Source organism: Collinsella sp. CLA-SR-H006, assembly GCF_040097075.1.
GTDB lineage: Bacteria > Actinomycetota > Coriobacteriia > Coriobacteriales > Coriobacteriaceae > Collinsella.
On sequence record NZ_JBBNPD010000003.1, the window covers coordinates 48,427 to 61,194 of the forward strand.

Annotated in this window: 12 protein-coding genes; all 12 read right to left on the reverse strand. The window is 62.0% G+C overall.

Annotated elements, in window-relative coordinates; translation table 11 throughout:
• Nucleotides 1–276 precede the first annotated feature (276 nt).
• The 12 genes from AAA069_RS02935 to dusB all read right to left on the reverse strand — a co-directional run bounded on the left by AAA069_RS02935 (nt 277) and on the right by dusB (nt 12,767).
• A complete protein-coding gene (locus AAA069_RS02935; RefSeq protein WP_055309899.1) occupies nt 277–2,523 on the reverse strand; it encodes a polyribonucleotide nucleotidyltransferase in 2,247 nt (748 codons plus the stop codon).
• 149 nt (nt 2,524–2,672) lie between these two features.
• The gene (gene rpsO, locus AAA069_RS02940; RefSeq protein WP_035138510.1) at nt 2,673–2,951 is read right to left on the reverse strand and encodes a 30S ribosomal protein S15; all 279 of its coding nucleotides are present in this window, start codon (nt 2,949–2,951) and stop codon (nt 2,673–2,675) included.
• Between the two features lie 138 nt (nt 2,952–3,089).
• Entirely contained in the window at nt 3,090–3,839 is a 750-nt protein-coding gene (gene recO / locus AAA069_RS02945) for a DNA repair protein RecO (protein ID WP_349127521.1), read from the reverse strand.
• Nucleotides 3,840–3,854: 15 nt separating this feature from the next.
• The gene (gene era / locus AAA069_RS02950; protein ID WP_349127522.1) at nt 3,855–4,922 is read right to left on the reverse strand and encodes a GTPase Era; all 1,068 of its coding nucleotides are present in this window, start codon (nt 4,920–4,922) and stop codon (nt 3,855–3,857) included.
• A 12-nt stretch (nt 4,923–4,934) separates the two neighbouring features.
• Nucleotides 4,935–5,312: a diacylglycerol kinase family protein gene (locus AAA069_RS02955; RefSeq protein ID WP_099431794.1), complete on the reverse strand. Its 378-nt coding sequence runs from the start codon at nt 5,310–5,312 to the stop codon at nt 4,935–4,937.
• A 9-nt stretch (nt 5,313–5,321) separates the two neighbouring features.
• Nucleotides 5,322–5,831: an rRNA maturation RNase YbeY gene (gene ybeY, locus AAA069_RS02960; protein ID WP_055309896.1), complete on the reverse strand. Its 510-nt coding sequence runs from the start codon at nt 5,829–5,831 to the stop codon at nt 5,322–5,324.
• Nucleotides 5,828–6,814 (reverse strand): PhoH family protein, encoded by a 987-nt coding sequence (locus AAA069_RS02965; RefSeq protein ID WP_349127523.1) that lies wholly within the window; start codon nt 6,812–6,814, stop codon nt 5,828–5,830. Before AAA069_RS02965 ends, ybeY begins: the two co-directional genes overlap by 4 nt.
• Nucleotides 6,801–8,087, reverse strand: coding sequence for a MiaB/RimO family radical SAM methylthiotransferase (locus tag AAA069_RS02970; protein ID WP_349127524.1), 1,287 nt, complete (start codon nt 8,085–8,087; stop codon nt 6,801–6,803). The genes AAA069_RS02965 and AAA069_RS02970 overlap by 14 nt, the downstream gene beginning before the upstream one ends.
• A gap of 9 nt (nt 8,088–8,096) precedes the next feature.
• Nucleotides 8,097–9,245, reverse strand: a complete 1,149-nt coding sequence (gene dnaJ / locus AAA069_RS02975) for a molecular chaperone DnaJ (protein ID WP_099431798.1) — start codon at nt 9,243–9,245, stop codon at nt 8,097–8,099.
• An 81-nt stretch (nt 9,246–9,326) separates the two neighbouring features.
• Entirely contained in the window at nt 9,327–10,430 is a 1,104-nt protein-coding gene (locus AAA069_RS02980; protein WP_349127525.1) for a DnaJ domain-containing protein, read from the reverse strand.
• Between the two features lie 58 nt (nt 10,431–10,488).
• Nucleotides 10,489–11,721: a radical SAM family heme chaperone HemW gene (gene hemW, locus AAA069_RS02985; protein WP_349127526.1), complete on the reverse strand. Its 1,233-nt coding sequence runs from the start codon at nt 11,719–11,721 to the stop codon at nt 10,489–10,491.
• A gap of 2 nt (nt 11,722–11,723) precedes the next feature.
• Nucleotides 11,724–12,767 carry a tRNA dihydrouridine synthase DusB gene (dusB, locus tag AAA069_RS02990; protein WP_349127527.1) on the reverse strand — a complete coding sequence of 348 codons (1,044 nt, stop codon included), beginning with the start codon at nt 12,765–12,767 and terminating at the stop codon, nt 11,724–11,726.
• Nucleotide 12,768: the final 1 nt, after the last annotated feature.

The window sequence follows — 12,768 nt, forward strand, 5'->3', positions numbered from 1 at the left end:
ACCCCCTAGGCTAAGCGTTAGATGCGAAAAAGTATATCAACTAAGAACAGAAGACCAGCAAGCTACCAACATCGTTAACCAGCCCTTTTGCTCGCGCCCGGGAGGGACGCATATGAAGTTTATCGCGAGTTCCGCACGCAAAGGAAAGCACTTAATGTGCTTTCCGTCTTACGCAGGACTGTAGAGCAGGAAACTTCATATGCGGCCCTCCCGGGCGCGAGCAAAAGGGCGACCCCTGTCCGGAGTCGCCCTTGTTGAGCTGCTTATGTTTAGCTGTTACTCGGCGTCGTGGTGACGGCGGGGCTTTCGGCCTCCGTTGTCGCCGGGACGGCGCGGACGGTCGCTGCGCTCAGAGCGCTCGCGACGCGGACGCTCACGGCGCTGGAAGTGCTCGCCGTCGCCCTCGGAGGCACCCTCGGCACGAGCCGGGGCCTCGGGCTTATCAAGACGATCGAGCGAGATCTTGCCGCGATCGTCGACCTCGATGACGACGACCTTGACCTCGTCGCCCACGTTGAGGACGTCCTCGACCTTCTCCACGCGGCCCTTGGCGACGCGGGAGATGTGCAGCAGGCCGTCCTTACCGGGCAGCAGGTTGACGAAGGCGCCGAAGGGCTGGATGGAGACCACACGACCGGTGTACTCCTCGCCCGGCTCGGGAACCTTGATGATGAGCTTGATACGCTCGACGGCCTGGTCGACGGACTCGCCGGTGCCGCCAACAAAGACGGTGCCGTCCTCCTGGATGTCGACCGAGGCGCCGGTCTCGTCCTGGATACCGCGGATGACCTTACCGCCGGAACCGATGACGTCGCGGATTTTGTCGGTCGGAACCTGGATGGAAACGATGCGCGGAGCGGTGCTGCGCGTGGTGTGGCGCGGCTCGGGGATCACATCGAGCATCTTCTGCAGGATGAAGGCGCGACCCTCCTTGGCCTGCTGCAGAGCGCGGGCCAGGATGTCAAAGGTGAGGCCGGTGGCCTTGTTGTCCATCTGCAGAGCGGTGATGCCCTCGGTGGTGCCGGTGACCTTAAAGTCCATGTCGCCCAGGAAGTCCTCGAGACCCTGGATGTCGGACAGGACCACGGTCTTGCCCTCCTCCTGGATCAGGCCCATGGCGATACCGGAGACCGGGCGCTTAATGGGCACGCCGCCGTCCATAAGGGCGAGCGTAGAACCGCAGGTCGAAGCCATCGAAGAGGAGCCGTTGGACTCCATGACCTCGGAGACGACGCGGATGGCGTAGGGGAACTCGTTCTCGTCGGGGAGCACCGGAAGCAGAGCGCGCTCAGCAAGGTTGCCGTGGCCGATCTCGCGGCGCTTGGGGCTGCCCATGCGGCCAGTCTCGCCGGTGCAGAACGGCGGGAAGTTATAGTGGTGCATGTAGCGCTTGCCCTCGGTGGGCTCGATGGTATCCAGACGCTGACCCTCGTTGAGCATGCCGAGCGAAAGAACCGAGAGCACCTGGGTCTGGCCACGCTGGAACAAACCGGAGCCGTGAACGAGCGGCAGGTAGTTGTCCTTCACCATGATGGGACGGATCTCGTCGGCGGCACGGCCGTCGACGCGCTCGCCGGTCTCAACGACCATGGTGCGCATGGCCTTCTTCTCGAGCTTCTTGAGCGCCACGGGGATCTCGCGCTCCCAAGCGGCCTGCTCCTCCTCGGTGAACTCGGCGCGGATGGACTCCTTCAGAGCCTCGACCTTACCGATACGGGAGAGCTTGTCGGCGTCGCGAAGGGCGGCTGCCATCTCGTCGTAGTGGGCGAAGATGCGCTCCTGGACCTCCTCGACGGGCTGGTCGAGCGGGTACTCCTTCTTGACGATGGGGCCGTTAACCTGCTCCCACTCGGCGACGAACTCGTCCTGAGCCTGGCAGAAAGCGGCAAGGGCCTCCTGGCCAAACTTCATGGCGGCGAGCATGTCGTCCTCGGAGATCTCCTCGGCGCCGGCCTCGACCATCGAGATGAAGTCAGCGGATCCGCCCAGCTCCAGGTCCAGATCCGAGTTCTCGCGCTCCTCGTAGGTGGGGTTGACGATAAACTCGCCTGTCTCCACGTTACGGCCGATGCGCACGCAGGCAAGCGGGCCCTCGAAGGGCACGCCGCCAAGCGTCATGGCCAGGGATGCACCCATGACGTTGATGACATCGAAGGGGTTGACCTGGTCGGCGACGAGCGAGGTGGCGACGATGTGCACCTCGTTGCGGAAGCCATCCGGGAAGCTCGGGCGAATCGGGCGATCGATCATGCGGGCCGTGAGCGTGGCCTTCTCGCTGGGACGGCCCTCACGCTTGAGGTAGCCACCCGGGATGCGGCCGGCTGCGTACATCTTCTCGTTGAAGTCGACGGTCAGCGGGAAGAAGTCGTAGTTCTTGCGCTCCTTGGAGACGACCACGGTGTCGAGCATCGTAGTGTCGCCCTGCTTGACCAAGCAGGCGCCGGTGGCCTGCTTGGCAAGCTCGCCCGACTCAAAGGTGTAGGTCTTGCCGTACAGCTCAAAGGTCTTGGATACGAGTGTCATTGTTCTCCTTAACCCCGCAGACCCCTTGTCTGCGGGCTTCTCATGTGACGCGGGCCCCCTGCCCCCGCCACGCTTCAGAGCGTGATTGTTCGCGCCCTTACACAAAAAGAGCGCCCCGCTGCGCAGGACGCTCTTAGCATGTACAAATCCTACTGGATGTTGTCGCGGATGCCCAGAGCCTTGATGAGCTCACGGTACTCGACGATGTCGTTCTTCTTGATGTAGGAGAGAAGACGACGACGACGGCCGACGAGCATGAGCAGGCCACGACGGGTGTGGAAGTCCTTCTGGTGGGACTTCATGTGCTCGGTCAGCTCCTTGATGCGCTCGGACAGGATGGCGACCTGAACCTTGGGGTTGCCGGTGTCGACCGGGGTGTTACCGAACTGGGCAGTCAGCTCCGCCTTGCGCTCTTTGGAAACAGTCATTGTTTCACCTTTCGTTTTGCGTCGCCCACGGGCGACTCGATTCGCCTCGGACTGGGAAGCCGCCGGTGGAGCGAACAACCAAGGTCGAGGTACCAACAGGTCGGTATGTTACCACAAGCAGCCCGCGCCTGCGCATCATCACCGACCCAACATGAATTCCATCGCGCGGAGGCGCTGATCGGTGTGCGTCGCAGCCCAAACATGCGAAAGCCCGAGCAGGAATGCCGCCGTATGCGGGTCGATTCGCTCGGCCATGAGCGCATCGAAGGTCATGGACATGAGGGCGCGCAGCCATGCGGTCTCACCGGTCGACACCAGTTCGGCACCTGGAACGCTCGACGCGCACGACCCGCACATGAGACCGCCCGCCTGGGCTGAAAAATACGACAGCATGGGGTCTCCGCACAGCACACAGGTCGAAAAATCGGGACGATAGCCAACGTGCGATAGCAGCTTAAAGACATATGCCGCCACAAGTAGGTCCATATGTGCCGTGTCAAGCCCGCTGCCCACCAGGGCAAGCGCTCGCTGCGTTATGGCAAAGGTAAACGGGTCCTCGGCGTCCTCGAACGAGCACACGCGCGCGACCTCGGCGATCGCGCTTGCGGCGCAGGTCGTCTCGTAATCGGGCGCAGCGCCGAGCGGCGCCTCCATAAGCTCGGCCTGAGAAACCACGTCGAGTGACCGTCCATGTGCGAGCAGCATATCGACCGTACAGAACAGCTCGCAGCGCGCAGCCAGGCGTCCGCCGGGTTTGCGGGCGCCCTTTGCCACTGCACGAACCTGCCGTCCCCGCTCGTCAAGCATCGTCAAGATCAGGTCGGTCTCTTTGAGCTTCGTCTTGTCGAGGACGAGCACCTTGGTGCGATATGTCCGGGAGCCTACCATGCGTGCCGCGCGTCCTTAGTCCTCGGCGTTGTAGCCAAAGCGGCGAATCTGGGCCTCGTCGTCACGCCAGCCGGCCTTGACCTTCACGTCCAGCTCCAAAAAGACCTGCGTGCCAAAGATGCGCTCAAGATCGCGACGGGCGTCGATACCGATATGCTTGATCATCTCGCCGCCCTTACCGATGATGATGCCCTTTTGGCCCTCGCGCTCGACGTAAATGGTGGCGTGCACGCGCAGCACCTTCTTGGTCTGCTCGAGCGCATCGCAGATCACGCCAACGGAGTGCGGAATCTCATCACGGGTGCGGCGCAAGACCTTCTCGCGCACAAACTCGGCAACGAGCGTCTCATCGGAAGCGTCGGTACCCATGTCCTCGGGGAACCAACGCGGACCCTCAGGCAAAAAGTGCGCAACGGTCTCGATAAATGCATCGACGTTGAAGTTCTTGACCGACGACGTCACGATCTCGTCGTCATATTCCATGAGTTCGTGGGCGGCCTGAAGCTGCTCCATGACCTGTGCGGGGTCGGCCTCATCGGCCTTGGTGAGCACCAGGACCTTCTTGGAACGAGCGTTCTTGACGCGCTCGGCAACCCAGGCGTCTCCCCTGCCGATCGGTTTGGTGGCATCAATCAAAAACGCGACAACATCAACATCGTTCAGCTCGAACAACGCGCTCTTGTTGAGCTCGGATCCCAAGCCGTCCTTGGGCTTATGAATACCGGGGGTATCGACAAAGACCAGCTGGTAGCCGGGGCGGTTGACGACGGCGCGCATGCGGCGGCGGGTCGTCTGGGCCACCGGCGAGGTGATGGCGACCTTTTTGCCATAGCAGGCATTAAGCAGCGTAGACTTGCCAGCGTTGGGACGACCGACCAGGGCCACAAAGCCGCTGCGGAAACCGGGCTCAACGTCACCAAAGCCCGCGAGGTTGTCGTCCTCGTCGCACAGGGCGTCAAGTTCCTCGTCGCTCATACCCTCAAACGGGTCGAACTCCTCGACATCCTCGAGCTCCTCGGTATCCACCGCGTCCAGGGACTCGTCGTCCAAAATCTCATCGGCAGGCTGCATATTGTCGGACATGGGAATCCCTTTCTAAATAAAGCCGAGCGCGTGGGCAAATACCAGCAAGCCCACAATCGCGGCGGTGATGGAAAGAACGTATACGGAGGCGGCGGCGATGTCCTTCGCACGCTTGGCCAGCGGATGGAGCTCCTGGGTCGCCAGGTCGACGATGGCCTCCATGGCGGTATTGCAAAGCTCGCCGTGGATCACCAGGCCGCAACAGATGATAATCGTGGCCCACTCGGCAATGTCGAGCCCCACGATGCAGCCTGCAATGACGGTGCACACGCCCGCCACGAGCATGACCTTAATGTTGCGCTCGGTCTTGACGGCGGTGACGAAGCCCTCCATAGCGTAAGAAAACGACTTTAAGAAGGACGGATGGTCCTTGTTCGATCCGGGAATCATAGACGGCTCCTAGTCGTGGGCGTGGTTGGTGATGGGGCCGACGTGGACTAGCTTGGGGTCCTCGCCGCGCTCGAGCGCCAAATCGCGCAGGATGGCGTCCTCGCGGGCCTCCATGACCTCGGCCTCGTCGTCCTCGATGTGGTCATAGCCCAGCAGGTGCAGCATGCCGTGTACGAGCATCAGACGGCACTCGTCAGCAGGGCTATTGCCAAAACCAGGGGCCTGACGGGAAATAACCTGCGGGGCCAAGATGATATCGCCGAGCTCGAGCGTCTCATCGGCGGGAATATCCTCGTCAAAGGCCGAATCGCACTCAAACGAGAGCACATCGGTGGTGCGGTCGATACCGCGCCACTCGTGGTTGAGCTCGTGCATCTCGTCCTCGTCGACATACGAAAGGGAAATCTCGACTTCACGTTCAACGCCCTCGGCAGCAAGCACAACCTCGCAGATGTGCTCCACCTCCTGCGCGTCAAGCAGCGTATCGAGCTCGGCATCGTTGCTGATCAATACACTCAACGGGACTCCTTTCGGTCACGTACGCGTTTCTCGCGCACATCATCATAAGTATCGTACGCCTCGACGATACGTCCCACCAAGGCATGGCGCACCACGTCGGCGCGCTCGAGGTGCGAAAATGCGACATCGTCGACACGGCCCAAAATCTGCTCAACGTCGGCAAGACCGCCACGACGACCCACCAGGTCGCGCTGGCTCAGGTCGCCGGTGATCACGAACTTGGAGTTGAAGCCCAGGCGTGTCAGGAACATCTTCATCTGCTCGGGCGTGGTATTTTGCGCCTCGTCGAGCACCACGAAAGCATCGCTCAGCGTGCGGCCGCGCATGTAGGCAAGCGGGGCGATCTCGATAACGCCGCGCTCCATAAGCTCATCGGTGCGCTCGCGATCCATCATGTCAAAAAGGGCGTCGTAGAGCGGACGCATGTAGGGATCGATCTTTTCCTCAAGGGTACCGGGCAAAAAGCCCAGATTCTCCCCCGCCTCGACAACCGGACGCGTCAAGATCAGACGGCCCACCTCGTGACGCTTGAGCGCGGCAACGGCGAGCGCCATGGCCAGATAGGTCTTACCGGTACCGGCAGGACCCAAGCCAAAGGTGATGGTATGCGAGCGAATGGCATCCACATAGCGCTTTTGCCCGAGCGTTTTGGGGCGAATGGCACGACCGCGATACGAAAGCAGCACGTCATCGCGAAGCGACGTAGCCTCGTGCTCACCGTCGCGCAGAACGGCCAGACAGCGCGAGACATCGTCGGCAGAAAGCGTGCGCCCGGCAGCAGCCTCACGAAAGGCATGTTCGAAAAAACGCGCCACGAGTTCGACCTGATCCGGGTCACCGCTCACGGCGATGCTATCGCCACGGGCGACCACATGGGCGCGAACCAAGTTCTCGAGTGCACGAAGGACGCCGTCGCCGGCGCCCAAAACGCGCGAGGGGTCGATACCCTCGGGAACGGTAAGTCTAATCTTAGAGGCTTCCATGAACCTCCCTGCGCGCATGGACCAAGCCGGAATCATCGACTCCGATGATAGCAACATCGAGCAGGCACGGGGCTGTGAGTCCACAGGTATCGTCAAGACGGGCATGATGGAACGAGCCGAGCGTCAGGTTGTCACCATACTCGAGCACGGCACGCTCGACCGTGCCCACGCGACGACGAGCGTCGGCAATAGCGAGCTCCTGTGCCGCGGCCCGCATACGGCGGCTACGCTCGGCCATAACCTCGGGCGGCACTTGGTCGGGCATGTCGGCAGCAAGGGTACCGGGACGCTTGCTATAGCGGAATACGTGCATACGCGAGAAACCCACACGGCGGCACAGCGCCAGCGACTCCTCGAATTCCTCGTCCGTCTCGCCGGGGAAGCCGACGATGACATCGCACGAAAGAGACACCTGGGGCAAGTTGGCGCGAATCATGCGCACCGTGTCCTCAAAGGCCTCGGCGCTATAGGGACGGCCCATGCGATGCAGGGTCGCCGTGCAGCCGGACTGCACGGGCAGGTGCAAAAATGGGGCGATACGCTGCGGATAGCGCGCCATAACCTTAAGCAGGCGCTCAGAGATATCCATGGGCTCGACCGAGGAAATGCGCACATGCGGAATAGACGTGCGCTCCATGATGGCCTCGAGCAACTCATCGATTTCGACATGCTCGTCGGTCGCGCTCTTGCCATCGTAGGCACCCAAGTTCACACCGGTCAGCACCACCTCGGGCACGCCGGCCTCCTGGGCCTCGCAAACTTGCTCGAGCACGGACTCGACGGGCACGGAGCGCTCGGGGCCGCGCGCCTTCCACACAATGCAATAGGTGCAGCGGTGGTTGCAGCCGTCCTGAATCTTCACGCCCAGGCGAGAGCGACCGAGCGCATCGACCACCTCGCCATCGCTGCAGGCGGGAACGCTATCGGACTCAACGCCCAACACCTCGCAGACACGTTCGGCGACATCGATCTTGGACGGCTCGGCGATCACGCGATCCGAAAGCTCCAGCAGCTCCTCGGGATGCAAATTAACCACGCATCCGGTCACGACCACATAGGGCTCGTTTTGATGGGCCAGCGCATGACGAACGGCCTTACGGGTCTTGGCCTCAGCCTCGCCCGTAACGGCACAGGTGTTAATAACGATCAGATCGGCATCCTGGGGCTCCACAATAGCAAAGCCCAGGCGCATAAGATCGGCAGTGATACGGTCAGACTCAACCCGGTTGACACGGCAGCCGAGGTTGACGACGGAAATATGGGGTGCGAGCACGCGGGCTCCTTAATCGAGGATATCGTCGAGGGCACTCTTGATACGGTCGGTCACCGACTTCTTACCGGAAGCGACGTCATCGCCCATCTCATCGGCAAAAGCACGGAGCAGCTCGCGCTGCTTATTGGAAAGATTGGTGGGAACGACCACGCGCAGTTGCACGATCAGGCGGCCACGCGAACCGCCACCGCCAATGCGCGGCATGCCGTAATTATTGACGCTCACGGTATCACCGTACTGGGCGCCGGCGGGAACCGTCACCTTAACGACCTCGTCGGGCATAATGCCCTCGACCTCGATCTCGCAGCCGAGCGCAGCCTGCGCAATCGAGATATCGCTCACCAGGTACAGGTCGTCACCGTTGCGCTTAAAGCGCTCATGGTCGGCAACGCGCACGTTGACAATCAGGTCGCCCGAAGGCTCGCCGCGAAGGCCGGCCTCGCCAAAGCCGCTCACACGCAGCTGGCGACCGGTCGAAACGCCGGCGGGAATATCGATGTCGATCTTTTCATGCGAAGGCGTGCGGCCCTGACCGTCGCAGGTCTCGCAGGGATGGTCGATGACCGTGCCCTCGCCATGGCAGTCGGGGCAAGGCGAGGAAGACTGAACCTGGCCCAGGAACGAACGCTGAACCGTCGTGACGTAGCCCGTACCGTGGCAGCGGCCGCACTGCTTTTCCTGTGCGCCCTCTGCCCTACCGGTGCCGTTGCAGTCCTCGCAAGGAGCAAGGCGGTCATAGCTGATCGTCTTTTTGCAGCCGAGCGCCGCCTCCTCGAGCGTCACCGAAAGCGAGATGGCCATGTCACGTCCGCGACGACGCTCACGACGGCTGCGGGCGCCACCGCCGGCACCGCCGCCAAAGAACGACGAGAACAAGTCGTCCATGCCCATGCCACCAAAGATATCGTTGATATCGACGTAGCCCGAACCACCAGGGCCGTCGGCAGTGCCGTAACGGTCGTAGTTAGCACGCTTCTGCTCATCGGAAAGAACGGAATAGGCCTCGTTGAGCTCCTTAAACTTGGCCTCGGCCTCGGGGTCGTCCGAAACATCCGGATGTACGGTACGGGCCTTCTTTAGAAACGCACGCTTGATCGTCCGCGCGTCGGCATCCCTGTCGACGCCAAGCACCTCGTAGTAATCCCTATTTTCCGACACGACCGAATCCTTCCGACTTTCATTATTGTCACAGTGCGTCCTATACCCAAGCTGGGCCGACCGCAAACAGAGGGTTTGATGTTATTGCATTTGGTACGGCGAAAGCATGGCCCGTTGCGAGCAGCTCGCGAACCAAACCGACACGAGCGCGAACATAAAGCCGTTGGCAAAACCGTTGGCAAACTGCATCGCACCGCGCTTCCACCACAGCAGACTGCGATGAAGCACACCGTCCGAAAGCACCATGAACAGGCCCATGGTAAACGGAATAAAGCACATCACGGCAAAGGCAGAGAACACGCCCGAGATGGCCGAGAGTACCAAAAACGGCGCCACGATGCCCATCAGGTAAAAACCGGTACGAGCTTTGCCTTCCAAGCGCTCGGCTTCAACATGGGCGCGGCCGACCAAGTCGCCGCCCGCGGCACCGTTGGTGCCAGCATGTCCCATGCCGCTAATGCGGACCTCGTCGCCATCGTGCGTGCCGGCAGGAAACTCAATCGTCTGCTCGGAGGTTGCGCGAGTACGACCGCTGCCACCACAATCGGGGCAGGGGTCGGCCACGACCTTACCGGAACCGCCGCACTCGGGGCAGACCGACTGGAACGTACCCGCACCAAACAGGAAGGACAGGTCGACGTCGATGTGGCCGCGGCCGCCACAGCTTGGGCAGGTATGGGCATGCTCGGAGGAGACAGAACCCGAGCCGCCGCAATGTCCGCACGTATCGAAGCGCGTGTAGCGGACGGTCTTGCGGGCACCGCCCTTGGCCTCCTTGGCGTCAAGTTTGATATCGACGACCACGTTGGCGCCGTTCTCGGGATTGTAGGCAGCCTGTCCACGACGCTGCTGGCCCCAGGCGCCACCAAAGGGAAAGCCGCCCTCAAAAGGATTGCCATAACCCGTGCTGCCGGCGTAGCTGCCACCATAGGGCGAAGCCGTAGGAGCACCGGCAAAGGGATTGCCAGAACGCATGGCGTCGTAGCGCGCACGTTTTTGCTCATCCGAAAGCACGGCGTAGGCCTCGGAAACCTCTTTAAACTTTTCCTCGGCATCCGGCTCTTTGTTGACGTCCGGATGGAGCTTGCGGGCCTTTTGCTGGAAGGCCTTTTGAATATCACGCGAGGTGGCGTCCTTGGAGACACCCAAAATCTCGTAGTAATCTTTTTCGTTCATCGTCGCCATGCGCGGCAACCTCCTGCTCACAGCAGCGTATATATTCCGGTAATTCTACCCGAGCGGCCTAAGCTAGATCCCAAAACAGCTCGAACAGAACATTTCCATCGAGCCAGCCCAGGTGTGTCGGCGCCAGACGAGCTCGAACATGGCCCGCGACGACATCTGCCGAAGTGAAGGGTCCCTCATGGACCCCGAGCGTCTCGGGCACCCAAGTGGCAAGACCCAATTCGAGCGCGCGATCGCAGGCAACTGCCAGCTCGCCCGTTGGGATGACACGAACCGCGCGAACCAACAGGTCGGACGCGACACCGCGCGTCATGCGGCAAGCAAGCATCAGGTCTTCGGCCGCGGCCTCGCGCTGCGAGAGATATTCGGCCTCGAACGCCGTCGCGTCATCGTCACGTTGCACCAGACGCACGCGGTACGCATCGCCTCGAGAAGACACGCCGGGGAACAAACCCGCAAGACGGTCGAAATCCTCGGCGTCGAGCATGCCCGCGGCAGAACGACCCAGGCCCAGGTAGCCCCGTCCGGTCCAGTAGGCAATGTTATGGGCGCACTCATGGCCGTCGAGCGCGTAACTCGCCACCTCATACGGGTGATAGCCGGCGGCACCCAGGAGCTCGCGTGCCACGTCCATGCATGCGGCCTGAAAATCCTCATCAGGCTCGAGCGACTCGTCACGGCACGCCATGCGATAAAGGGGCGTCCCCTCCTCGAGCGTGAGCGGGTAGACCGACACATGATGCGGAGCCGCCGCCAGCACGCCATCGAGCGTGCACTGCCAGCTTACGGCGGTCTGCCCGGGAAGACCACACATCAGGTCACACGACACATCGAGCCCAGCGTCCTTAACCGTCGTGATGGCAGCGAGCGCCCGATCGGCATCGTGAATGCGGCCGATGGCGGTAAGTTCGGCGTTATCGAGCGTTTGCACGCCCAGAGAGATGCGTGTGACACCAACCTTGGCAAGCGCAGCGGCAAGCTCGGCGGTCAGCGATTCGGGATTGGCCTCACAGGTAAACTCAACAGGGGCGCACCACGCACGAATACGCCGCGCCAACTCCACAAGGCGCTCCCCCGCCAGCGACGGCGTACCGCCGCCAACATAGACGGTGCGGATTTGGCCAAGGGCCCCAGCCTTGCCAAAAGCATCGAGGCGCGCGAACAACTGCTCAAAATAGGCATCGAGCGCAGCGCTCGGGTCGCATGGAGCAAAACTGCGCGAATCAAAGTCGCAGTACCGGCACTTTTGGGCGCAAAACGGAACGTGCACGTACAGCGCGGTAACGGCCACCCTTAAGCCTCCAGCGGATGAGGGGGCACCGATTCGCCGGCGGCAAGGGCAGTCTCGCAGGCCACCACATCGCGCTCGATCTCATCAACCAGCGCCATAAATTCCTCGTAAGTGGAACAGCGCACCACATGGGCACGCCAAGCGGCGGCATGGGGCATGCCTTTTAAGTACCAGCTTGCGTACGTACGGGCACGCGCCATGAGCGGCAGGAGCTCATGTGTCAGCGTTAGGTGCTCACGCAGGGCGTCCAGGCGCTCGACGGAGCTGCGAACCGGCACCGGTATGCCATCGAGCGCAAGGGCGCGAGCATCGCCAAACACCCACGGGTTCCCGTAGATACCGCGCGCGATAAACACCGCGCTGGCGCCCGAGTTGCGCAGATGCTCCGCGGCATCCTCGGCGCAGAACACATCGCCCGAACCGATCACGGGAATCTCGACGGCATCTGCGACCTCATCGACGACCGACCAATCCGCCTGGCCCGTGTAGAGCTGCGTAGCGCAACGACCATGCACGGCGACTGCTGCAGCCCCTGCGCCCTCAAGCATCTGGGCAAACGTCGCGGCATTACGGTCCTCGGCGTAAAAGCCCTTGCGGATCTTTACGGTCACGGGCACGTGCGCCGCACCCACCGTGGCCTCGACGATCTTCTCGGCCAAATCGGGCGTGCGCATGAGCGCCGAGCCCTCGCCCTTGGTAACGACCTTGCGGGCGGGGCATGCCATATTGATATCGATGAGCGACAGGCGATCGCCAACGCGCTCCTCGACGGCGGCGACGGCACTCGCAAACTGATCGGGCTTGGAGCCAAAGAGCTGCACACAAATCTGCTGCTCCTCGTCGGCCGGCAGCACCAGGCGCCACGTTTTGTTGCTGGCATAGGCAAGGCCTGCCACGCTCACCATCTCGCTGTAGGCAAGGTTGGCACCGCGGCGGCGGCACATGATGCGGTAGGCAGGGTCGGTCACGCCCGCCATGGGAGCCATAAGGAACGGTTGCTCGGCATAGGCGCCCAGCAATCGCTCGCTGTATTCGGAAAGCGCCATA

Coding starts and splice junctions, on each gene's coding strand:
- AAA069_RS02935 (WP_055309899.1), bottom strand. CDS start 2,523: ATGACACTCGTATCCAAGACCTTTGAGCTGTACGGCAAGACCTACACC.
- rpsO (WP_035138510.1), bottom strand. CDS start 2,951: ATGACTGTTTCCAAAGAGCGCAAGGCGGAGCTGACTGCCCAGTTCGGT.
- recO (WP_349127521.1), bottom strand. CDS start 3,839: ATGGTAGGCTCCCGGACATATCGCACCAAGGTGCTCGTCCTCGACAAG.
- era (WP_349127522.1), bottom strand. CDS start 4,922: ATGTCCGACAATATGCAGCCTGCCGATGAGATTTTGGACGACGAGTCC.
- AAA069_RS02955 (WP_099431794.1), bottom strand. CDS start 5,312: ATGATTCCCGGATCGAACAAGGACCATCCGTCCTTCTTAAAGTCGTTT.
- AAA069_RS02965 (WP_349127523.1), bottom strand. CDS start 6,814: ATGGAAGCCTCTAAGATTAGACTTACCGTTCCCGAGGGTATCGACCCC.
- AAA069_RS02980 (WP_349127525.1), bottom strand. CDS start 10,430: ATGGCGACGATGAACGAAAAAGATTACTACGAGATTTTGGGTGTCTCC.
- dusB (WP_349127527.1), bottom strand. CDS start 12,767: ATGGCGCTTTCCGAATACAGCGAGCGATTGCTGGGCGCCTATGCCGAG.